The sequence below is a fragment of the Paraburkholderia sp. 22098 genome (assembly GCF_052045935.1).
Classification (GTDB): Bacteria; Pseudomonadota; Gammaproteobacteria; order Burkholderiales; family Burkholderiaceae; genus Paraburkholderia; species Paraburkholderia caledonica.
Window position 1 is genome coordinate 352,539 of record NZ_JBQEPV010000005.1, and the last position, 21,779, is coordinate 374,317.

A 21,779-nucleotide genomic window follows, 5' to 3' on the forward strand; every position below is an offset into this window, starting at 1 on the left:
TTCGGATGCGCCTTGGAGTCTGTTATTACCCGGAACACTGGCCCGAGTCGATGTGGGAAGACGACGCGCGCCGGATGAAAGCACTCGGAATCGAGCAGGTGCGAATCGCCGAGTTTGCGTGGAGCCGCATCGAGCCGACGCCTGGCGAATACGATTGGGCGTGGCTCGATCGCGCAATCGAAGTACTCGGCGCCGCAGGCTTGCAAGTCGTGATGTGCACGCCCACCGCGACACCTCCAAAGTGGCTGATCGACCGCCATCCGGACATCTTGCCGATTGGCGCAGATGGCCGACCGCGCGCGTTCGGCTCTCGCCGTCACTATGACTTCTCGTCGCCGTCGTATTTCGCGGCATCGCAGAAGATTTGCACTGCAATCGCCGAGCGTTACGGCCAACATCCGGCCGTTGCGTACTGGCAGACCGATAACGAGTTCGGCTGTCATCACACAGTCGTGAGTTATTCGCCCGCAGCAGTGGCGCGCTTTCGCGAGTGGCTGAAGGCACGCTACAAAACAATCGACGAATTAAACCGCGCGTGGGGCACCGTGTTCTGGAGCATGGAGTACCGCAGCTTCGACGAGATCGACGCTCCGGTGGCGACTGTGACCGAGGCACATCCTTCGCATCGGCTCGATTACCGGCGCTTCGCGTCCGACGAAGTTGCGCGATATAACCGCATGCAGGTCGAGATCATCCGTGCGCATTCGCCAGGGCGGCCGGTTGCGCACAACTTCATGCAGCTCTTTACCGAGTTCGATCACTACAAGGTCGCTGCCGATCTCGACGTTGCCGCTTGGGACAGTTATCCGCTCGGCGCGCTGGAAGAACAATGGTTCGCGCCCGATGTGAAAGCGCGCTGGCTGCGCAGCGGTCATCCGGATTTCGCGTCGTTCAATCACGACGTATATCGCGGTATGTCGAAGCTGCCGTTCTGGGTGATGGAGCAACAACCGGGTCCGGTGAACTGGGCGCAGTGGAATCCGGCGCCATTGCCGGGCATGGTGCGGCTGTGGAGCTGGGAAGCGTTCGCGCACGGCGCGGGCTGCGTATCGTATTTCCGCTGGCGTCAGGCGCCGTTCGCGCAGGAGCAGATGCATGCGGGCCTGAACACGCCGGATAACCGACTCGACGTCGGCGGTAGCGAGGCGGCACAGGTGGCGTCGGAAATTCACACGGTGCTCGCGGCTAATGCGCATGCCGATGCCGCGATCCGTTCGAAAGTGGCGCTCGTCTACGACTATGAAGCAAAGTGGCTGTTCGAGATCCATCCGCAGGGTGCGGACTTTCACTACCCGCGCTTCGCATTCGAGTACTACTCGGCATTGCGTGCGTTAGGTCTCGATGTCGATGTCGTGCCGGTCGACGCGTCGCTCGACGGCTACAGCCTGATCGTCGTGCCGCCGTTGCCGGTCGTGCCGGCGGATCTGGCCGCGCGTCTTGCCAGCTCGGGGGCGCAGGTCGTGCTTGGGCCGCGCACTGGCTCGAAGACTCAGGACTTGCAGATTCCCGCGAATCTGCCGCCGGGTGCGCTCGCCGATGTGTTGCCGCTGCGTGTCTGGCGCGTCGAATCGATGCGGCCTAACGTGACCGAGCCCGTGCGGCTTGCCGGTACGCAAGACGCGAGTGTTGAAGACGGCGTCGCGCGTCACTGGCGCGACTTCATCGAAAGCAAGGACACGAATTCTTTCGATGTACTGGCTCGTTTCGCCGACGGGCAACCGGCGTATGTGCGTAGCGGTGCGTTCCATTACCTCGCCAGCTTGTTCGATGACGCGCTGACGACCCGGCTCTTCGAGCAGATCGCACAACGCGCCGGCGTCGAAACGGTGCAGCTCGGCGAGAGCGTCCGCATTAGCCGGCGCGGCGCGCTGACCTATGTGTTCAACTACGGCGACACCGTACACACGATCACCGGTGCGGCAGACAACGCATTTGTGATCGGCTCACGTACTGTCGAGCCACAAGGCGTGGCAGTGTATCGAGCCCGATGACGGTTGCGGGGAGCGGGACGATGTGCAAACCGGAATTCCGTGCAGTAACGACAACGATGCAAAATCAGGAATAAAGGAGACAGGTAGCATGAAAATGAAACCACGCAAGGTTCTGCTGGCACTCGCGGTGGCTGCGGCGGCTCTCGGAACGTCGGTTGCCAGCACTGCTCAGGCCGGCACGCTGACCGCGAATATCGCATTCAAGGGGGCGAGTCAGCGCGCGGTCTGGCAGTCTGTTGTCGATGAATTCAAAAAGGCACATCCTGGCATCGACGTGAAGGTGTCGTTTATCGACGAAGAAGCGTACAAAGTGCAATTGCCCGGTTGGCTCTCCACTGTCGCGCCCGATATCGTCAACTGGCATGACGGCGAGCGCATGGCGTATTACGCGCAGCGCGGTCTTTTTGAGGACCTGAGCGGAGACTGGGCGAAGAACGGCTGGAACGACATGTATGCCTCGACGAAGGAAGCGTCGTCGTATAAGGGCAAGCAATATGCGGCGCCTACGGTGTATTACTCGTGGGGCATGTTCTATCGCAAGGATCTGTTCCAGAAAGCCGGTATCTCTGGCGAACCGAAAACGTGGGATCAGTTTCTCGACGACTGCAAGAAGCTGAAGGCCGCCGGCATTACGCCGATTGCCGTAGCGGGCCGCGATGCATGGACGCTCGCCGGCTGGTTCGATTATCTCGATCTTCGCCTGAATGGCAATGCGTTTCATCAGAAGCTGATGGCGGGTGAAATTGCATACACCGATCCGCGTGTGAAGAAGGTCTATACGACGTGGAAGCAGTTGATCGACGCGGGTTATTTCATCGACAACTCCCTGTCGTACGATCTGGACTCAGTGCAGCCGTTCCTGTTCCAGGGCAAGGCCGCGATGATGCTGATGGGCACCTTCATCACCGCAGGCTTTCCGCCGAATGTGAAACCGGAGATGGGCTACTTCCAGTTCCCGATCATCGACGCCAATGTGCCGACCGCCGAAGACGGTCCGGTCGAATCGCTGCATATCCCGTCGAAGGCGAAGAACAAGGCGGACGCTCACACGTTCCTCGCGTTTGTCGAAACGCCTGAAATCGGCGCGAAGCTTGCTGCCGGTCTCGGGTCGCTGTCGGCGAATAGCAAGTCGCCGGAGCCGGAAGATCCGATCTCCAAGATCGGCTTCCAGATTCTTGCCAATACGAAAGGCGGCATTGCGCAGTTCTACGACCGCGACATGACGAAGGAAATGGCCGATGAAGGCATGAAGGGGATGCAGCAGTTCGTCTCCGATCCGTCGAAACTGGACAGCGTGCTCGCGCAACTGGAGCAGACGCGCAAGCGCATTTACAAGAAGTAGTGGGCGGTGGCGGCCGTTGAGGGCCTTTTGGGGTGTCTGGACGGCAACTTTGCATGGGATCGGAGTAAGTGCTGAAGCACTAGCTCCGGTCGACCGCTCTGCATGGGACCAGAGTAAGTGCTAAAGCACTGACTCCGGTCGACCGCTCTGCATGGGACCAGAGTAAGTGCTAAAGCACTGACTCTGGTCGACCGCTCTGCATGGGACCAGAGTAAGTGCTAAAGCACTGACTCTGGTCGACCGCTCTGCATGGGACCAGAGTAAGTGCTAAAGCACTAACTCTGGTCGACAGGAGAATGATTTTGTCGCATTCCGTCACTCGTCATACTGTGGGCGGTCCCGCTGGACCAGGCGGCTCGCCGCTGCCTGCGCCGGGCAGCACCACGCGGGGCCACGCGCGCGGGCGTCGTCCTTCGCCTACCGCACGACGTCAACGACGCGCCGCCTTTCTGTTTCTCGCACCCGCTTGTGTGATGGTGGCCATTTATGTGATCTGGCCGATTCTGTCGACGATACGCCTGAGCTTCTTCAACTGGGACGGCATGACGGAGCCGACTTTCGTCGGCCTCGCCAATTACACCGAGTTGTTCCATACGCAGACGTTCTATACGGCGCTAAAGAACAACCTTATCTGGCTCCTGCTGTTTCTGCTCGCACCGCCGATGGGACTCGCCGTCGCGTTGTACCTGAACCAGGCAGTGGCAGGCATCCGGATCGTCAAGTCGCTCTTCTTTGCGCCTTTCGTATTGTCGGGTGTGGTGGTCGGGCTGATCTTCTCGTGGTTCTACGATCCAACGTTTGGCTTGCTCGCGGTAATTCTCGGCCACGGCGTGCCGGTACTCGGCGATCCGCGCTACGCAACGCTAGGCATTGTGTTCGCCGCACTATGGCCGCAAACGGCCTATTGCATGATTCTTTATCTGACAGGGCTCACTTCGCTCAACGCGGAACAGATCGAGGCGGCGCGCATGGAGGGCGCACGCGGCTGGTCGATGCTGTGGCATGTGATCCTGCCGCAATTGCGGCCCACCACCTTTATGGCAATCGTCGTCACGATTATCGGCGCATTGCGTAGTTTCGATCTGATCTCGGTGATGACCGGCGGCGGTCCTTTCGAAAGTTCGACCGTGCTCGCCTATTACATGTACGACCAGGCAATCAAGTACTACCGCATCGGCTATTCGGCGGCAGTGGCCGTCGTGCTGTTCGGCATCATGCTGGTGTACATCGTTTATCACTTGCGGCGGATGCTGCGCGCCGAGCAATAAGGAGCCAACCATGTTTCCAATTCCAATCGACAAGTGGAAACCGGCAACGCGCCGCGTCTACAAGCTGACGCTGCCGATCGCATTGCTGATCTGGCTTCTACCGATGATCGCAGTGCTCGTCACATCGATACGTTCGAGCGAAGAACTCAGCGAGGGCAACTATTGGGGATGGCCGAAGCATTTTGCGCTGTTCGACAATTATCGCGAGGCGCTGACCACTTCGCCAATGTTGCATTACTTCTGGAACAGCGTGCTGATTACCGTGCCCGCGGTGATCGGTTCCATTGCGCTCGCCGCAATGGCCGGCTTTGCGCTCGCAATCTACCGCTTTCGCGGCAATTCCTCGCTGTTCGCTACCTTTGTCGCGGGCAACTTCGTGCCTGTGCAGGTATTGATGATCCCGGTACGCGATCTGTCGTTGCAGCTAGGGGTGTTCAACACGGTGAGCGCCCTCATTCTTTTCCATGTGTCGTTCCAGACAGGTTTTTGCGCTCTCTTTTTACGCAACTTCATCAAGCAGTTGCCGTTCGAACTGGTCGAGGCGGCGCGAATCGAGGGTGCGAACGAGTGGACGGTGTTCTTCAGAATCGTCCTTCCGCTGATACGGCCCGCGCTCGCCGCATTGGCGATTCTCGTCTTCACCTTCGTGTGGAACGACTATTTCTGGGCGTTGTGCCTGACGCAAGGCGACGACGCCGCGCCGATCACCGTCGGTGTGGCCGCGCTGAAGGGGCAATGGACGACAGCATGGAACCTCGTTTCCGCCGGCTCGATCCTCGCGGCGCTGCCTTCCGTCGCAATGTTCTTCGCCATGCAGAAACACTTTGTCGCAGGCTTGACATTCGGCGCGACGAAGGGTTAAAGCGGCCACCCGATGACCTTGCAAGCACGTGACCGAAGAAATAGCAAATCGAGTCGCGCGTATTGAGCGTTGAGAGTAGGAGCGGCAAACGTTTGCGCGATCGCCGTCGCGTTTGCCCTCATTAAAGATTGGGATGAGCTTGTCGTTATCTAGTGAAATATGTCAGACCGTCGAACTGACTCGTGCTTGAAGAAGGCACGCGCTGGACCAAAAGCTCATCGGGGGTACCAATCTTGAACCAACAACGCACGCCATGGACGCGCACGGCGGCTCCGGGCGAAGTCATCTATTCAGAAGGCTTCCTGGGTGACGCAGTGATCTACGTCATTGCAGATGGCAAAGTCGAAATCTCCACCCAGTGCGATGAAAAAAAAGTCATTCTGGCTACGCTCGGCAAGGGCGAGTTTTTCGGCGAAGCGGCGTTGTTGCCGCCCGAGCCGCGAGCCCACACCGCGAAGGCACTGAGCTTCTGCCAACTTACCGCCATCGCGGGCGGCATTGTCGAAGAAGAACTCGAGCGCGTCTCGCCGCTGCTGCGCCATATCGTGCGCACGATGATCCGTCGCGTCAAAAAGAAAGACGACATTCTCGCGACGAATACCCATGCCGATTTTCTACCCGGCGTCCTTTCCTACGCGCACGTTCTTTCGTTGATGGCCGGAGCCGAACCGAACGACAGATTCGATGGACGCGCGCGCCGTCCTCAAAACGAGGAAATCTCGATTCCGCTTTCCGAAGTCATCAAGAAATGCAACGCGATAGCGGGCCACTCGCGTCCACATGTGATGGCAATGCTCAAGCGCATGGAGAAGCTCAATCTCGTATCCATCGAAGGAGGACGCTCGGAGCGGCTGAACAATACGTCTGGGCGCTATTCGGCAAGTGACGGCGCGGCGGGCCGGCAGCTCGTCACGTTCGACGCAGTGAAAATCACTGAACGCGCGCAGCAGGTGGCGGACCACGATCTGGATGTATCGATCAGCAGCGAACTCGAACTGATCGAACTGGACGACCTGGAAGCCCTGATCGGCGTCGACCGGAAAGTGATTCTGAACAAGCTCTCTCACGCGGAGATCGCCGAGGACATCTTCGCGTTCCGCAAGACCAAGGTACTCAACTACGTCGAGGAAAAAGGTCTCAGCTACTTCTCGCGCCGCACCGCGCGTGGCGCGGGCGAGTTGAAATCGCTCGACGATCTGGAGTTTGTCGATCAGCGCACGTTGTTCGAAGCGGTGAGTGCTTTCGATACCTATGACCTCGCGAAACTGCTGTCCGCGTCTGAGGGACAGCCGATTGACGAACGCCTGCAATCGGTGATGACGGAAGCCCGGAAGAAAGAGGTGTCGTGGGTCATGCGTCGAGAGATCAAGATCGACCCGGTCGAGATCATCGAAATCGAGCAGCGGTTCCTCGATACGGTGCGAGCGCTGAAGTCACCCGTGGCAAATACTGCTCCGGCTGAGTCCTGAAGCCTGCGGCGCCCGGTCCGCAACACCGGGCGCAACGCTTGAACGTTTAACTGTAATTCGCAGGCTGCTGCAGCCGGTGGCGAGGACGTATGGATCTTCTAACGATATTTGGCGTAGTGTTCGGCCTGACGGCAATCGTCGCGGGCTTCTCGCTCGAGGGCGGTAACTTCACGTCGCTCTTTCAACTGGAGGCATTTGTCATCGTGCTTGGCGGCACCTTCGGGGCCGTGATGATCCAGAACACGTGGGCGGGCTTCTATGACGGCGTGAAGCAATTGCGCTTTGCTTTTGTCAAGGCGCGGCAAGTGGATCGCGAGAGCCTTTCCGTTCTGCTCGAATGGGGCGATCAGGCGAAACTCAATGGCATGCTGGTATTCGAGTCGATCGACGCAAACGGGATTAGCCCGTTTGCCAAACGAGGTCTTGAGCTGCTGGCAAACGGCGTATCGACCGCAGTGCTTGAAGATGCGTTGCAACGCGAGGTCGATGCCTATGAGCGCAATCACATGGCGGCCGCGCGAATCTGGCAGCAGGCGGGCGGTTATGCGCCGACGTTTGGCATCCTGGGCGCGGTGCTGGGCCTCATTCAGGTGACGGGCCATATGCTGGAACCGTCGCAACTGGGGCAGGGCATTGCGGTCGCGTTTGTTGCAACGCTGTATGGCCTGGCCGTAGCCAACCTCGTGTTTCTGCCGCTATACGGAAAGATCCGCGCTCAGGTGGACAGCGAATTGCGTTTCAGGCGTTTGTACCTCGACGGCCTACTCGCGATCTCGCGAAAGGAATCGCCGCACACCATCGAAACGCGCCTGGCTGGCGACGTGCGCGAACGATCCGCCGAACTGCTCGGCTAATGGCTCGGCAATGCCTGAGCATCAATTCATAGCGGACTCGCGTGTATGAGCACTTCGACTGGCAGCAAGCGTCTTCCGACGGACAAGACAGCGCATCAGGACGGTCACGATAGCGGCGAGCAGTCGGACCGCTGGCTGCTTTCATACGCCGATTTGATCACCACGCTGATGGTGCTCTTTCTCGCGCTGTATGTGTTGCAACTCGCGAAGAACAGCGAGCTGCAAATAAAAACGCTGCAACATCACCCGGTGAAAGAGGCTGTCGACGTGCAGCCGCCCGTTGCCGTAACGGATGCAAAAGAAGCTGCGAAGAAGCAGCTTCTCTCGTTGCTGGAGCCTTTGCAGGGCAACCGTCAGATCACGATTTCGCACACGCCTCAAGGCGTTGAAATTGCGATCAACGCGAAAGTACTGTTCAATTCCGGCGACGCTCGCCTTTTGCCCGAATCGTTCGCTGTGCTGGACCAGATCGCCAAGGTCCTGCGTGAGCGCGCGAGAAACAACGTTCTGGTTGAAGGACACACGGACAGTTTGCCAATAGCGACGGCGAAGTACGAATCCAATTGGGAACTGTCTTCTGCTCGTGCGGGGGCTGTCGTGCGCTTCTTCGCTGACAAGGGTATTGAAGCGCACCGTATGGCCGCCATTGGCCGCGCCGACAATTTTCCGCTGGTTATCGGCAACGACGCGGCGGCCAATGCTGCGAATCGCCGCGTCACCATACTCGTCGAGTATTGAATGTCACGGTGCGAGCGCAAGGTACTGGTGTAGGGACTGAATCGCGGCCGCGCCTTCCCCGACGGCCGCCGCGACTCTTTTCACCGAACCGCTGCGCACGTCGCCCACTGCGAAAATGCCGGGTCTGCTGGTTTCGAGGAAATGCGCGGGACGTTCCGACGTCCACTTGTGAGCGACATCGGGGCCCGTCAGCACAAAACCATTTTTGTCCAGTTCGACGCAGTCGCCAAGCCATCCGGTACTTGGCTGCGCGCCAAGAAACAGGAATACATGGCGAATAGCCTTTTCCTCGATTCGCCCCTGCTGGTTCCATTGAATCGACTCGAGATGTTCTTCGCCATTTAGCGCGACGATTTGTGTTCGCACGTGAACCGTGATGTTCGGCGCCGCTTCGATCCGCCGGATCAGGTAGCTGGACATGCTGGCGTTGAGTCCTTCGCCGCGAATCACGATATGCACATGACGGGCGAATCCGGAGAGAAAGACCGCTGCCTGTCCCGCCGAATTACCTCCGCCGACAATGACGAGTTCTTCATTTCCGCAAAACGCGGCTTCCATGAACGTTGCGCTGTAATAGACGCCCCGACCCTGGAAATGCTCGAGCCGCTCAAGCTCCGGCTTGCGATAACGCGCGCCTGTTGCGATCACAACGGCGCGGGCATAAACATGCTCGTCGTAATTCAGGCGGATATGGAACGGTTGTCCCTTGTCGCATTCGATACCGAGTGCCTCGATCGGCACACCGACTTCCGCACCGAACTTCCGGCATTGGGACAGGCCACGACCGGCGAGTGCCTGGCCGGAGATGCCCGTCGGAAAGCCAAAGTAATTTTCGATCTTCGAGCTGGTGCCCGCCTGGCCACCGGGCGCCTTGGTGTCGAGAACCGCAACCCTCAGTCCTTCCGATGCGGCGTACACGGCCGCAGCAAGACCGGCAGGTCCCGCGCCGACCACCACCACGTCGAATCGCTCGCCATTCAATCTGTCGGGGCTCAGGCCAATCGCGTCCGCCACGGCGCGATTCGTCGGCCGCTTGAGAATAGTGCCCTGCAACGTGACGAGTACCGGGAGATCTTCCTCAGTCGCGCCGTAGCGATCGAGCAGTGCTTTGGCCTCTTCGTGCTCGGCAATGTCGAAATACGCCGACGGTTGCGCGTTGCGGCTCAGGAAATGCCGCAATACGAGTGTCGGAAAAGAGCCGGAACTGCCGATGACGACTACGCCGCCGCTTTGATCCTGAATGTACGCGACGCGGCGCAGGATATAGGCGCGCATGATCGTCTCGCTCAGTTCCGCTTCGGCAACCACGAGTGCGCGCAGCGATTCCTCGTCGATCACGATCACCTCGCAATCGCTCGTTGCGCGTGTCGACGCCACCGCACCGCGCCCAGCCAGCGTGCCGACTTCGCCGGTAAAGCTGCCGGGCCCGTGAGTACCCAGAAAATGCAGGTTCTCGCCGCTGCCGCGCGTCGCCTCGATGGTGCCTGACACAATCGCGAACATCGGAACGTGGCGGTCCCCTTCGGTGAACAGTACCTCGCCGGCGCTCAGCTTGCGCCGCTCGCCGTATCTTTCCAGTACCGCAAACTGCGCGTCGTTCAGCCTGGGAAAGATCTGGTGGTGACGGCTGCCGCCTGCCAGCAGATCTTCACGCTTACCAGAAGTTTTGTCGCTCATGAGGTGTCCAATTAGAAAGACGCACGGTGCAGCACGTCGCTACGCTGCCGGATTGGAACGACGATGCGAATAATAGGCATCATGGGAATGGCGATGGACAGCGGTTTCGGCTGAGATTGTGCGCCAGAGTCGGTCCGCCAGTAAAGAGCGGCGTCAGGCCGGACAGGGCAAGGCGGCGCATGCAGTGGGGTGCCGATGCCATACCGCGCGGGGCCGGTCACATTCAAGTTCACGCATCATCTGCCGTTAATAACCAGAGAGACAGACAACGAACGGGTTCGGAAAGCATGCGCGATTTCACAGTAAGAAAAAGCTTACTCGCAGTACTGGTCCTGTTTGCCGCGATGATCACGTTTGGCGGCGTGGTGGGTGTCTTCGCGCTTGGCCGCTCGAACGAGAACGCGCAACGGCTCCAGGAGATTGCAACTCAGGAGATACTCGCCAACGACGGCTACAAAGACAGCACCCGTACCCGGGCAGCTCTCACTCGCGCCTACGCGGCGCTGAAGGAGCGCAACCATCTCGCCACTCGCGATTCTGCGCTCGCTAGCGCGCAGCGAACCCTCGATCGCGCGGACGCCGAAACGCGTGCTTTCGCGTCGGCGTCCCGATTCGTGGGACAGGACGATGCGCTGAAACAGCAGCTTGTCGACTCGTCGAATGCGCTGGCCGCAACACTGAAGAAGTCGTTCGACGCACTCCAGCGTGGCGACACCGACGCCTACGTTGCAATCAACGACCGCGACATTACGCTTGCCGGTCAGGTCTATTCGGCGAACGTGGAGAAGTTTCAGAACCTTGCCGGTGCGTTGGCGAAGGAGTCCGCGGCGAGAAACGAACGGGAATACGGCTGGATTGTCACGATGGTCGTCACGGGCGTCGCACTCGCTCTCGCATTGATCGTTGCCACGCACTTCGCGTTGCGTAAGATCGTGATCAACCCGTTACAGCAGGCGTCCAGACTGCTCGACCGGATTGCCGGCAATGATTTGACCACCTCTATTCCTGAAGGCAGCAAGAGCGAAATCGGTCAGTTGTTCATGTCGATGTCGCGCATGCAGGCCGGGCTCGCGCAAACAGTGTCGAACGTTCGCGTCAATTGCGAGGCGATTCACGGCGGCGCGCGTGAGATTGCCGCGGGCAACCTCGACTTGTCGAGCCGCACCGAGGAGCAGTCGGCATCGCTCGAAGAAACGGCGGCGAGCATGGAGGAGCTGACCTCCACCGTGAAGCAGAACGCGGATAACGCTCGCCAGGCGAGCACGCTTGCGGCAAGCGCTGCCGACGTGGCGCAGCGTGGCGGCGACGTCGTGCAGCGCGCGGTGCAGACCATGACCGCCATCACCGCTAGCTCGCAGAAGATCGCGGAGATTACCGGCATGATCGACAGCATCGCGTTTCAGACCAACATTCTGGCGCTCAATGCCGCTGTGGAGTCGGCGCGGGCCGGCGAGCAGGGTCGCGGCTTCGCTGTCGTTGCCGGCGAAGTGCGCACGCTCGCTCAGCGCAGCGCGAGTGCCGCGCAGGAAATCAAGTCGCTCATTTCCGCTTCGGTAGATGACGTGCGGCACGGTAATGAACTCGTCACGCAGGCCGGCCACACGATGACCGAAATCGTCGGAGCGGTTCAAGGTGTTGCGACCATCATGGCGGAGATCACGTCGGCAACCGTCGAGCAAACCGCGGGCATCGAGCAGGTTGGTAAGGCCGTGAGCCAGATGGACCAGGTGACGCAACAGAATGCGGCCCTCGTTGAAGAGGCTGCAGCTGCAGCGAGTGCTCTCGAACATCAGGCCCAGTCGATGACCGATGCAGTGTCGGCATTCCGCCTCCGCTAACCTAGGTTGATGTTCGTATCCAACTCGATCGGAAAATAAAACATGGGCGTTAAAGCCGTCTCGCGTGTATTCGCAATTCTGTTAGCCGGTGTAACGATGTCCGCCGCTACACATGCCGCCACCTACGCGTACGTGTCCAACGCGGACAGTCAGGACATTTCGGTGTTCAGCCTCGATACAGCGAATGGCGCACTGAAGCCAGTGGAGACGGTGGGGCTCGCCGGCACCGTCATGCCAATGGCTTTGTCGCCGAACCACTTGCGGCTTTACGCCGGTGTGCGTTCGAAACCTTATCGCGTGGTGAGCTTCGCAATCAATCCGCTCAACGGCCGCCTCAGCGAACTGGGCAAGGCGCCGCTCGCGGAAAGCATGGCCTACGTGTCTACCGATGCAAGCGGCCGTTACCTGTTCTCTGCTTCTTACGGCGGCAATCTGCTGGCCGTGAACAGCATCGACTCGAATGGTGTGGCGCTAGACGTTCAGCAGATCATCGAAACAGGCCCAATGGCGCATGCTATTCGCAACGCGCCGGATAACCGTTATGTATTCGCGTCGGTGCTCGGCTCCGACGCCTGGTTGCGCCTGAAGTTCGATCCGTCGAAGGGTTCATTGACCGAAGACGCCGCGCCCGCGTATTCGCTTGCCGCCAAATCGGGACCACGCCATTTCGTGTTCTCGCCGGATCACCGGTTTGTTTATCTGATCGATGAACTCGACGGCAAGCTGCATGTGCTCGCATTCGACAATCAGCGTGATTCGGTTCAACCGGTGCAGACCATTTCCATTCTGCCGCCCAATTTTTCCGGCGATAAGCCATGGGGCGCCGATGTTCACATCACGCCGGATGGCCGCTTCGTGTACGCGTCGGAACGCACTTCGAGCACGCTCGCTGCTTATCGCGTGGAGCGGGCGTCGGGCAAGCTGACACGTATCGGCACTTACGCTACCGAAAAGCAGCCGCGCGGCTTCAACGTCGATCCGTCGGGCAATTATCTGCTCGCGGTCGGACAGTTGTCGACGAGCCTGAGCGCATACAGGATCGACCGGAAGACCGGTGCATTGAGCGCGCTGGGGCAATACCCGGTGGGCAAGGGCGCGAACTGGATCGAGATAGTGCAGTTCGACGGTTCGAACGCCGAGTAGATATCACGGCGAGCCGCGACCGCTCGCAGCCGCCGATGCAAAACCACGTCGGCGGCCGCGGCTAACGCGGGCATGCTCCTTTACTCGATCCCTTCGTGTTTCAACGCGAGTTGTACAGCAGGCCGCGTCCGCATGCGTTGTGCGAAGTCCGCGAGTTTTTGCGGCACTTCGATGTTCGCTTCTTTGGCCCATAGAAGCATGGTGAACAGGTACGCGTCCGCGACGCTTGCTTCTGCACCGAACAGATAGTCGCCCTTCAGCATGGTCGAAACGAGCTGGAAGCGTTGGCCCAGTTTCTCCCGCGCGGCACTTGCTTCTTCATTCGACGCGGGTTTGAATACGCGGCCGAATTGCTTGTGCAACTCTGTTGAAATGAAAGCCAGCATCTCGACCAGACGTGTCGCGCCTAGCTCGCCCGACGGTGACATTGACGGCTTGCGTTGTGCGACCCATGACAGGATGGCGACGTTTTCCGTGAGCCGTTGACCGTCGTCGAACTCCAATGTCGGGACATAGCTCTTCGGGTTGATTTCGTTGAAATTCTGACCCGTCTCCGTGGTTTTCGTTTTCAGGTCGACGCGTACGCGGTCGAAATCCATACCTGCTTCATGCATGGCAATGTGATCGGCCAGACTGCACGCGCCCGGTGAGTAATAGAGCTTCATGATGCGGTCCTCCATCTAGTTAGTTGGCGATCTCTTCAGGGCAGCATTCGGCATGCCCTACGAAATGTTCGGCTATGCGAGTTACCGTCCGCCATGTAAAGCGGCGAATTGCCAGCGCCGCACGCTTACTCGTCGTGGTGACCCGGAAGCACTGCGCCAAGCACCTGCTTCGCGGTCTGCACGATCACATTGCCTTCGTCGGGATCGCCCTTCAGCAAGGTCGATGCAAATGCCTTGGCCTGCGCCAGCGTGATATGCGGCGGCAACGGCGCAATGTTCGGATCCGCCTTCACCTCGATCACAACGGGACGATCCGCGGCCAGCGCTGTGTCCCACGCGGCGCCCATCTGCTCTGCGTCGTCTACATAAATGCCTTGCAGGCCGATCAACTCCGCGAACTTGTGATACGGCACGGAGGGAATGTCCTGTGATGCCTCGAATTTTGGATCGCCTTCCATCACGCGTTGTTCCCACGTCACCTGATTCAGGTCCTGGTTGTTCAGCACCATGCAGATCCAGCGCGGATCGGCCCAGCCTTTCCAGTACTTCGAAACGGTAATGAGTTCAGCCATGTTGCTCATTTGCATCGCGCCGTCGCCGACCAGAGCGATCACTGGGCGCTCTGGATAAGCGAACTTCGCCGCGATCGCATACGGCACGGCCGCGCCCATTGACGCAAGACCTCCCGACAGCGAGCACATCATGCCGCGTTGCACTTTCAGATCGCGCGCGTACCAGTTCGCGCAGGAGCCCGAATCGCTCGTCACAATCGCGTTCGACGGGACGCGCGGCGACAGTTCCCACACGGTGCGTTGCGGATTGACCGCGTCCTTGCCCGGCTCGTGTGCGCGCTTGTCGAGCGTCTTCCACCAGTCGGCAGTCCAGCCTTCGATCGTTTTGCGCCACTCGCGATCCTGCTTGTGTTCGAGCAACGGCAGCAACGCGCGCAGCGTTTCCACGCTATCGCCGACAAGATTCACTTCCATTGGATAACGCAGGCTCAGCATGTCGGCCTTCAGGTCGATCTGCACACCGCGCGCCGCGCCTTCCTTCGGCAGGAACTCTGCGTATGGGAAGCCCGAGCCGATCATCAGCAACGTATCGCACTCGGTCATGAGGTCGTAGCTTGGCTTGGTGCCGAGCAGACCGATGGAGCCGGTGACCCACGGCAGATCGTCGGGCAGCGCGGCTTTGCCGAGGAGCGCCTTCGCGACACCCGCGCCGAGTTTCTCAGCAACGGCGATGAGTTCATCGGTCGCGTGCAATGCGCCGGCGCCGACGAGTATCGCGACTTTCTTGCCGGCGTTGAGCACGTCCGCGGCCTGTTGCAGATCTTCCGCTTGTGGAACGAGACGCGGCGCTCGATAGCCGACACCCGAATGCAACGTGCCATGTTTGCGAGCGGGCGGCTCGTAAGGCAAGTCCTGCAAGTCGTTCGGCAGAACGAGCGCGGTCACCTTGCGCTCGGAAAGTGCGGTACGTATCGCACGATCCACGAGATGGCGCACTTGCGCGGGCACCGTGGCCTGCTGGACGAACGCGCCTGCGACATCTTTGAACAGCGAGACGAGATCGACTTCCTGCTGATAATGACCGCCGAGTGCTGAACGTGCCTGCTGACCTGTTATCGCGAGCACTGGCATGTGATCCATTCGGGCGTCGTAGAGTCCTGTAACAAGGTGCGATGCGCCGGGTCCGGACGTCGCGATGCAAACTCCGAGTTCGCCGGTGAATTTGGCATGAGCCGATGCCATGAAGGCCGCCATTTCCTCGTGACGGACCTGAATGAATTCGATCGGCTCCGGCTGACCGGTGGTCTTGCGATGCTTTTTGGCCTCCGTTTGTGCGCGATTCAGCGCGCCGAATACGCCATTAATGCCGTCGCCAGGGTAACCAAAAATACGGCGCACGCCCCACGCCTGTAGTCGCTCGATAATGAAGTCGCCGACGGTGATGGACATGGATGGCTCCTCACAAAAGTAATCACGATGTAGATCCAGACAGCGTTGCAAAGCGCGTTCCGCGTTCTTTCATGCAGAAAGAATCAACATGTCATGCGAATCGAGTGGGCTCGCTTTTTGCTGCACTGCTATGCGGACGTGGTGTGCGCACGAAGCACAAGGGATCGCCATGAACAAAGTTGTCGTCGTAACCGGGGCGGGCGCCGGAGTGGGACGCGCGGCTGCAGAGGAGTTCGCGCGGCACGGCTACGATGTGGCATTGTTATCGCGCGACCCGGCGCGGCTCGCGCGCGCCGCCAACGAGATCCAGCATGCTTATGGCGTTCGCGCACTAGCCATTCCGACGGATGTCGCCGATGCTGAACGCGTAGAAGAAGCCGCCACGCGCACGGAGTCGGAACTCGGTCCTATCGACGTATGGGTCAACGTTGCAATGGCCACCGTCTTCGCACCCGTGTCGAAACTTACCGCACAGGAATTCGAGCGAGGAACCCAGGTAACCTATCTCGGCCAGGTGCATGGCACGATGGCCGCGCTGTCGCGAATGCGTACGCGCAATCGCGGCACTATCGTCAACGTGGGTTCTGCGCTTGGGTATCGCTCGGTGCCGCTGCAGTCGATTTATTGCGGAGCGAAGTTCGCGGTGCGCGGCTTCACCGACGCGTTGCGTTCCGAGATCATCCACGACCGGCTCAATGTGCATTTGACCATGGTCGATCTACCGGCACTGAATACGCCGCAGTTCGACTGGGCGCTCAACAAGATGGGCAGGAAGGCAAAACCGGTCGCGCCTATTTTCCAGCCGGAAGTGGCCGCACGTGCCATCTATTTCGCCGCAACGCATAAACGACGCCAGGTATGGGTGGGATTTCCGACGGCGAAGGCGATTCTTGCAAACCGCGTCGCACCCGGATTGCTCGACAGATATCTGGCAAAGGCGGGCTACGAGGGACAACTCACCGACGAACCGCTCAGCCCCGACGCGCCCAGCAATCTCTTCGATCCAGTACCCGGCGATTTTGGCGCTCACGGACGTTTTGACCGCGAGTCGAAGCCGGCAAGCCTCGAAATGTTAGCGGTTCGGCACCGCGGCGTTTTATGCGCTTTGGCCAGTATCGGGATCGCTGGCGGCATCGGTTTGCTGATCAGAAAGAGCCGAGGCGCATAGAGCGCACGCGTGCAGCGGTGCGCCTCGCCGCGCTGGGAGACGTGGACAGCCGGGATCGGTAACAATATGCCTGTTTCCGACTGTCTCGACCTGTTACCCCATCGCCTTTAGGAAAGCCATGTCCCAACCGCTCACAATTGATTTCGTCTCCGATATCGCATGCCCCTGGTGCGCCATCGGCCTTTCCTCGCTGCAACTCGCATTGGCGCGCCTGGGAGATGCCGTAGATGCACAGATCGTCGTGCATCCGTTCGAACTGAACCCACAAATGGGTCCCGAGGGCGAGGCGATCGTCGACTATCTGGGCAAGAAGTATGGGCGCACGCCCGAGCAGATTGCGCAGACGCAGGAAATGATTCGCGAGCGCGGCGCAAGCGTCGGCTTCAATTTCGGACCGCGCACTTTTGTCTATAACACTTTCGATGCGCACCGCCTGTTGCATTGGGCCGGTCTCGAAGGCAAGCAGTTGCCGCTCAAGCTCGAATTGCTGCGCGCTTATCATTCCGAGGGCCGCGACCCGAGCAACCATGACGTACTCGTCGCAGCGGCTCAAGCGGTGGGACTGGACGCCGATGCGGCGCGCAACGTGCTGCAAAGCGGCGACTACGCGGACGAGGTCCGCGCGGAAGAAGAGGAATTCCAGTCACATGGCATCCAGTCAGTACCTGCGATCATTTTCAATCGCCGCTACCTGGTGAGCGGCGGCCAACCTGTCGAGACCTTCGAGCAGGTTATCCAGCAGATTCTCTCCGAGGCGTAAGCCGGCACTCCCGAATTGAAACGGCCGCATGCCGTCATGCGCGCGGTGACGCAAACGAAGTACCGCTGGAGGCAATCGTCGATGATCACAAAGCGGATCGCTGCCGCGTTGTTCGGCTTCGTGCTGATGGCGCTTGCCTGCGTGTGTCATGCGCAATACACGACCGACTGGCTCGCCAATACCTACGGCACGCTCGCGGCGCACGTAGGCAACGGCGCGCGCTCGATGTGGGTTGCACCTGAAGGGGTGATTTACACGTCGTCGCTGTGGGACGAGAACGAGGGCGGTGTGGCCATCTATCAGAATGGCCAGAGCATCGGCTCGATCGGCACCCACGCCGACTTTCAGGGCAGCGCGATAACAGGTAATGCGACGTCGATCTTTACGGCATTGCAGTACAACAGGTCGTTTGGCAGCGGCTCCGTGGGGCGCTATAACCGCGCGACGAAAGCGCTCGAACTTCGTATTCCCGTCAGCGTGTGGACCGGCATACCTCACGCCGATGTCATCACCGGGCTCGCCACGGCAGGCACGCTGCTTTACGTCAGCGACTTTTATGGCAACCGTGTCCGCGTCTATACAACCGACGGCGTCTGGCAGCAGGACATTAACGTATCCGCTCCAGGCGCGCTTGCGCTCGATAGCGCGGGCAATTTGTGGGTGGCGCGAAAAAGTGCGGGCGTGGTAGCCGAGTTCAGTGCGGGCGGTGCGCCTTTGAGTACGATCCAGATGCCTGCTGCATCGCGGCCTTCGGCAGTTTATTTCGATATGTCGACGGGACGACTTATGGTCGGCGACGAAGGACCCGACATGAACATCAAGATATACAACGTTGCGGGCACGCCGACATTGGCCGGCACCTTCGGCGTTCAGGGCGGCTATCTGGACACGACGACGGGAATCAAAGGACAGGTTGGCGACAAGCGCTTCACGCGTGTGGCGGGCATTGGCAAAGACGCAGCCGGTACCCTTTATGTGCTGAACAATCCGTGGGGAGGCGGCTGGGATCTCGGCCGCAACGGCCCGACGGATCTGCATGCATACGACAGTGGCGGCAATCTGAAATGGAAGCTGCAGGCACTGAACTTCGAAGCCGTCGCCGCGCCCGACCCCGCGACAGACGGCGCCTGGTTTTACAGCGGCGCGCACATTTATACGGGCAGCGCGGGCGGCACCTTCGTTGCGAATACCGTCGATCCGTTCACCTATCCTTCAGACCCGCGACTGAACATTAACGACACCCAGCGCGGGCAGCACTTCGGTCAACTCGTCAGCGTGGGCGGAAACCGTATTCTGGTTGCGTCAGGTCAGAATCCCGATACCTTTAACTTCTATCATTTCAACGCGGCGAGTGGCTACATTGCGATACCTGACGGATCGATCCCGGGACCCGCGTTCAACACGACGGTGAAGATAACGGGGGGCTTTTGCATCGATAGCCGCGGCGATGTGTGGGCCGGCCTCGACAGGACCAATCATATCTATCACTACCCGCTCACAGGTTTCGACGGAAACGGCAAACCGTTGTGGGGACCGGCAATCACGATTTCCATTCCGCTGAGTATCCGGCCGTTGACGCGCATCATCTATCTGCCGGAGAGCGACACGATGATTCTTGCGCAAGGCGTGGCGGGGAGTTGGGACTGGACGGCGATTCAATCGCGCGTCGAGGTTTATCACGGCTGGAGTGCGGGCAATACCACGCGGCCGCAGCCGGTGATCAAACTCACCGGTGCCAATCCGAAGTCGATTACAGCAGCGGGCAATTATCTTTTCGTCGGGTACGTGCATACGGTGCCGAACATCGACGCGTTCAATCTCACCACCGGCCAACTCGACACCACGCTAATCAACAACAGTCCCGGTACGGTGGATGTCGGCAACGACGTCGATTCGATGTACGGGCTTCGCGCGTTCATGCGAGCGAGCGGTGAGTACGTGGTCACAAAAGACAACTACAACGGGTCGAGCATGATCGTTTACCGCTGGACTCCGTGAGCGGGCGCGATGCAACGGGGCTATCGGATAAGATACGGCCCTCGTGGCAATTTTCCTGCTTAAAAGGAGTGGTTTCAGTGATTCAGGCGAGTAACGTATTCAAAGAGAACCTTGCGCAAATGCCCGCGATCGACGGTATCGTGCGCATCGATTTGATCGACGCGCAAGGCACGGTGGTGGCAAGCATCGAGAACAAGCCTGGCGAGCAGGGCTCGCTCGCGGTGTACAACTATTTGCAGCAGACATTCGGCACGCTCGACGCCAAAGCGGCCGAACATGGTCTCGCGGTGTTCGGCGAACATACCGCCGACGCGCGCAACCGGCCGGGCGCGCATCCGAATGTCGATCATCTTCTCGCGATTGCAGCAGGCGCGCCGGCTTTGCGCATCGACGTTATTCAGGCGGACTGAACCGCTTACGGTGCGCTTGAAAGTCTTTCGGGCGTACGGTGTTACCGTTCCGCCGACTCATACGGTGTAACTCCCTCGCGCCGCGAAGCACGTCCGAATAGTACGCGGTCGCCGAGCCACACTACGATCAGCGTGGCCCCCATCAACGGAAAGACGATGCCCAGCATGATGAGGCCGGTTTTCCAGCCGCGCATCGACGGTGCGGCTCTTTCCCGCGAAGGCGCTCCGAGCGAGCGCTGCGGCCTGCGCTTCCACCACATCACGCAGCCGGTTACGGCCATCATCGCAAGACCGAGCGAGATCGTGGCGCACAAGATCTGATTGGCAACGCCGAAATAGCGGCCCATATGCAATGACGTGCCGTAGGAAACCGCTTTCGATATTGCGCCGTAGTCCGCATAGCGAATGTCCTTGAGCACCGTGCCGCTGTATTGGTCGATATAAATGGTGCGTTCCTTTTGCGGATCGGCCGGGAAGTACGAGACGGTGTACACGCCCGTTGCCGAGGTGGGCAATGCGATGTTGTAGCCGCTCGTCACGCCGAGCGCCGCCGCTTGCGAGACGATCCGCCCGAGCGGTAGCGGGGGCGTTGTTCCTGCATTGGTGGAAGCGGGCACAGGCGCATTGCCGACGGCCCACGGCGTTTGCGGCAATGGCAAGTCGTCCATGACCATGCCGGGCATCGAGTCATTCTGCGCGGCCTGTGTGTCGTGCCCGGCGTGTCCGGCGTGCGTTGCATGAGCTTTTGTTTCCGTCGCGTTCGCCGTCGTGTTTGTCGACGTGTTCGCCGTCACGTCGCCGCGCGCCGCGACGGGCAGCACGGAGCGCAACGGCAAGCCGCCCCAGGTGCCAGGCGGCGCGCCGAGATTGGCGGCGCTTGCGAGTGCCTTCAACTGCTTGCCCCACGAGCCGGACCACGGAAGACCCGTCAACACGAATGCCAGCGCGCCGAGTGCGAGCCAGATGCCCATGACCGCGTGAACGCTTTTCCACAACGGGCGGCCTTTCAGTGTGAAGCGCGGAACCAGCGCATCGCGTGCCCGCGTTGCTCCACGCGGCCACCACAATGCAACGCCGGTGCCAATCATCACGAGAGTCCAGCATGCGGCGAGTTCCATCAGCAACTCGCCCGGCTTGCCCAGCAACAGCTTGCGATGGAGCATGCGGTCGATCTGCATGAAGCGATTCTCGACGCTCAACGTGCCGAGTACTTCTGCGTTATACGGATTCACATACACGCTTTGCTTTTCTCCATCCGCGAGACGGAAGATGAATTCCATGCTGCGCTCAGGCGTGTCCGGGATAACGGTGGTCACCGCAACGGAACCTGTCGGCATCGCAGCCCGCGCTCGTGCAAGCAGTGCGTCGGCTGGCATACGCGGTGCGGTTCGAGATTCGATGACGAGAAGCTGCGGATAAAGCAGCGGTTCAATTTGCGGTTGAAAGCAGTACAGCGTGCCTGTTATTGCCAGCACGACGAGGAACGGCATCACGAACATTCCGGCATAGAAATGCCATCGCCACAGCGTGCGATAGCCGCTGCTGTTGGTCGCGGTGCCCGATGCAGCATTTTGCTGAATGGTGGTGGACATGAAATCCTCCTGAAAAAATGATCTGGTTCTTCCGGATTTGCAC

The 21,779-nt window shown here is 59.8% G+C and carries 17 protein-coding genes; 13 read left to right on the top strand and 4 right to left on the bottom strand.

Annotation, left to right across the window (positions count from 1 at the left end; all coding sequences use genetic code 11):
- Nucleotides 1-5 precede the first annotated feature (5 nt).
- The 7 genes from ACTJLB_RS13280 (at nucleotide 6) to ACTJLB_RS13310 (ending at nucleotide 8,524) form a co-directional block, all read left to right on the top strand.
- A complete protein-coding gene (locus ACTJLB_RS13280) occupies nucleotides 6-1,991 on the top strand; it encodes a beta-galactosidase (protein ID WP_440783529.1) in 1,986 nt (661 codons plus the stop codon).
- A gap of 88 nt (nucleotides 1,992-2,079) precedes the next feature.
- Complete coding sequence (locus ACTJLB_RS13285) at nucleotides 2,080-3,333, top strand: ABC transporter substrate-binding protein (RefSeq protein WP_440783530.1); 1,254 nt, start codon at nucleotides 2,080-2,082, stop codon at nucleotides 3,331-3,333.
- 296 nt (nucleotides 3,334-3,629) lie between these two features.
- On the top strand, nucleotides 3,630-4,601 hold the full coding sequence (locus ACTJLB_RS13290; protein ID WP_087753843.1) for a carbohydrate ABC transporter permease: 972 nt from the start codon (nucleotides 3,630-3,632) through the stop codon (nucleotides 4,599-4,601).
- A gap of 10 nt (nucleotides 4,602-4,611) precedes the next feature.
- Nucleotides 4,612-5,463 carry a carbohydrate ABC transporter permease gene (locus ACTJLB_RS13295; protein ID WP_020068273.1) on the top strand — a complete coding sequence of 284 codons (852 nt, stop codon included), beginning with the start codon at nucleotides 4,612-4,614 and terminating at the stop codon, nucleotides 5,461-5,463.
- A gap of 233 nt (nucleotides 5,464-5,696) precedes the next feature.
- The gene (locus ACTJLB_RS13300; RefSeq protein WP_027804674.1) at nucleotides 5,697-6,932 is read left to right on the top strand and encodes a Crp/Fnr family transcriptional regulator; all 1,236 of its coding nucleotides are present in this window, start codon (nucleotides 5,697-5,699) and stop codon (nucleotides 6,930-6,932) included.
- Nucleotides 6,933-7,021: 89 nt separating this feature from the next.
- Nucleotides 7,022-7,786: a flagellar motor protein gene (locus tag ACTJLB_RS13305; protein ID WP_440783531.1), complete on the top strand. Its 765-nt coding sequence runs from the start codon at nucleotides 7,022-7,024 to the stop codon at nucleotides 7,784-7,786.
- Between the two features lie 45 nt (nucleotides 7,787-7,831).
- Nucleotides 7,832-8,524, top strand: a complete 693-nt coding sequence (locus ACTJLB_RS13310; RefSeq protein ID WP_440783532.1) for an OmpA family protein — start codon at nucleotides 7,832-7,834, stop codon at nucleotides 8,522-8,524.
- Between the two features lie 3 nt (nucleotides 8,525-8,527).
- Here the strand turns inward: ACTJLB_RS13310 and ACTJLB_RS13315 are convergent, their stop codons facing one another.
- Entirely contained in the window at nucleotides 8,528-10,201 is a 1,674-nt protein-coding gene (locus tag ACTJLB_RS13315; protein WP_020068277.1) for an FAD-dependent oxidoreductase, read from the bottom strand.
- 287 nt (nucleotides 10,202-10,488) lie between these two features.
- On the opposite strand from ACTJLB_RS13315, the gene ACTJLB_RS13320 reads away from it, so the two are divergent.
- Both ACTJLB_RS13320 and ACTJLB_RS13325 read left to right on the top strand, forming a co-directional pair.
- Nucleotides 10,489-12,039, top strand: a complete 1,551-nt coding sequence (locus tag ACTJLB_RS13320) for a methyl-accepting chemotaxis protein (protein ID WP_440783533.1) — start codon at nucleotides 10,489-10,491, stop codon at nucleotides 12,037-12,039.
- A 42-nt stretch (nucleotides 12,040-12,081) separates the two neighbouring features.
- Nucleotides 12,082-13,182, top strand: coding sequence for a lactonase family protein (locus ACTJLB_RS13325; protein ID WP_440783534.1), 1,101 nt, complete (start codon nucleotides 12,082-12,084; stop codon nucleotides 13,180-13,182).
- An 80-nt stretch (nucleotides 13,183-13,262) separates the two neighbouring features.
- On the opposite strand, the gene ACTJLB_RS13330 is transcribed toward ACTJLB_RS13325, so the two are convergent.
- Both ACTJLB_RS13330 and ACTJLB_RS13335 read right to left on the bottom strand, forming a co-directional pair.
- Nucleotides 13,263-13,847 carry a glutathione binding-like protein gene (locus ACTJLB_RS13330; protein ID WP_440783535.1) on the bottom strand — a complete coding sequence of 195 codons (585 nt, stop codon included), beginning with the start codon at nucleotides 13,845-13,847 and terminating at the stop codon, nucleotides 13,263-13,265.
- Nucleotides 13,848-13,972: 125 nt separating this feature from the next.
- Nucleotides 13,973-15,808 carry a thiamine pyrophosphate-requiring protein gene (locus tag ACTJLB_RS13335; RefSeq protein WP_440783536.1) on the bottom strand — a complete coding sequence of 612 codons (1,836 nt, stop codon included), beginning with the start codon at nucleotides 15,806-15,808 and terminating at the stop codon, nucleotides 13,973-13,975.
- 169 nt (nucleotides 15,809-15,977) lie between these two features.
- Between ACTJLB_RS13335 and ACTJLB_RS13340 the strand changes: the two genes are divergently transcribed.
- The 4 genes from ACTJLB_RS13340 to ACTJLB_RS13355 all read left to right on the top strand — a co-directional run bounded on the left by ACTJLB_RS13340 (nucleotide 15,978) and on the right by ACTJLB_RS13355 (nucleotide 20,144).
- Nucleotides 15,978-16,976, top strand: coding sequence for an SDR family oxidoreductase (locus ACTJLB_RS13340; RefSeq protein WP_087753982.1), 999 nt, complete (start codon nucleotides 15,978-15,980; stop codon nucleotides 16,974-16,976).
- Between the two features lie 118 nt (nucleotides 16,977-17,094).
- Entirely contained in the window at nucleotides 17,095-17,736 is a 642-nt protein-coding gene (locus tag ACTJLB_RS13345) for a DsbA family oxidoreductase (protein WP_440783537.1), read from the top strand.
- A gap of 81 nt (nucleotides 17,737-17,817) precedes the next feature.
- Entirely contained in the window at nucleotides 17,818-19,734 is a 1,917-nt protein-coding gene (locus tag ACTJLB_RS13350) for an SMP-30/gluconolactonase/LRE family protein (protein WP_440783538.1), read from the top strand.
- 77 nt (nucleotides 19,735-19,811) lie between these two features.
- A complete protein-coding gene (locus ACTJLB_RS13355; protein WP_440783539.1) occupies nucleotides 19,812-20,144 on the top strand; it encodes a DUF2322 family protein in 333 nt (110 codons plus the stop codon).
- 41 nt (nucleotides 20,145-20,185) lie between these two features.
- Here the strand turns inward: ACTJLB_RS13355 and ACTJLB_RS13360 are convergent, their stop codons facing one another.
- Nucleotides 20,186-21,736, bottom strand: coding sequence for a PepSY-associated TM helix domain-containing protein (locus tag ACTJLB_RS13360; RefSeq protein WP_440783540.1), 1,551 nt, complete (start codon nucleotides 21,734-21,736; stop codon nucleotides 20,186-20,188).
- Nucleotides 21,737-21,779 lie beyond the last annotated feature (43 nt).

Bases quoted from the DNA above. Each gene is read 5' to 3' on its own strand.
- ACTJLB_RS13335 (WP_440783536.1), bottom strand. From the start codon at position 15,808: ATGTCCATCACCGTCGGCGACTTCATTATCGAGCGACTACAGGCGTGG.
- ACTJLB_RS13290 (WP_087753843.1), top strand. From the start codon at position 3,630: ATGATTTTGTCGCATTCCGTCACTCGTCATACTGTGGGCGGTCCCGCT.
- ACTJLB_RS13310 (WP_440783532.1), top strand. From the start codon at position 7,832: ATGAGCACTTCGACTGGCAGCAAGCGTCTTCCGACGGACAAGACAGCG.
- ACTJLB_RS13320 (WP_440783533.1), top strand. From the start codon at position 10,489: ATGCGCGATTTCACAGTAAGAAAAAGCTTACTCGCAGTACTGGTCCTG.
- ACTJLB_RS13315 (WP_020068277.1), bottom strand. From the start codon at position 10,201: ATGAGCGACAAAACTTCTGGTAAGCGTGAAGATCTGCTGGCAGGCGGC.
- ACTJLB_RS13295 (WP_020068273.1), top strand. From the start codon at position 4,612: ATGTTTCCAATTCCAATCGACAAGTGGAAACCGGCAACGCGCCGCGTC.
- ACTJLB_RS13345 (WP_440783537.1), top strand. From the start codon at position 17,095: ATGTCCCAACCGCTCACAATTGATTTCGTCTCCGATATCGCATGCCCC.
- ACTJLB_RS13305 (WP_440783531.1), top strand. From the start codon at position 7,022: ATGGATCTTCTAACGATATTTGGCGTAGTGTTCGGCCTGACGGCAATC.
- ACTJLB_RS13325 (WP_440783534.1), top strand. From the start codon at position 12,082: ATGGGCGTTAAAGCCGTCTCGCGTGTATTCGCAATTCTGTTAGCCGGT.
- ACTJLB_RS13340 (WP_087753982.1), top strand. From the start codon at position 15,978: ATGAACAAAGTTGTCGTCGTAACCGGGGCGGGCGCCGGAGTGGGACGC.
- ACTJLB_RS13330 (WP_440783535.1), bottom strand. From the start codon at position 13,847: ATGAAGCTCTATTACTCACCGGGCGCGTGCAGTCTGGCCGATCACATT.
- ACTJLB_RS13280 (WP_440783529.1), top strand. From the start codon at position 6: ATGCGCCTTGGAGTCTGTTATTACCCGGAACACTGGCCCGAGTCGATG.
- ACTJLB_RS13350 (WP_440783538.1), top strand. From the start codon at position 17,818: ATGATCACAAAGCGGATCGCTGCCGCGTTGTTCGGCTTCGTGCTGATG.
- ACTJLB_RS13285 (WP_440783530.1), top strand. From the start codon at position 2,080: ATGAAAATGAAACCACGCAAGGTTCTGCTGGCACTCGCGGTGGCTGCG.
- ACTJLB_RS13360 (WP_440783540.1), bottom strand. From the start codon at position 21,736: ATGTCCACCACCATTCAGCAAAATGCTGCATCGGGCACCGCGACCAAC.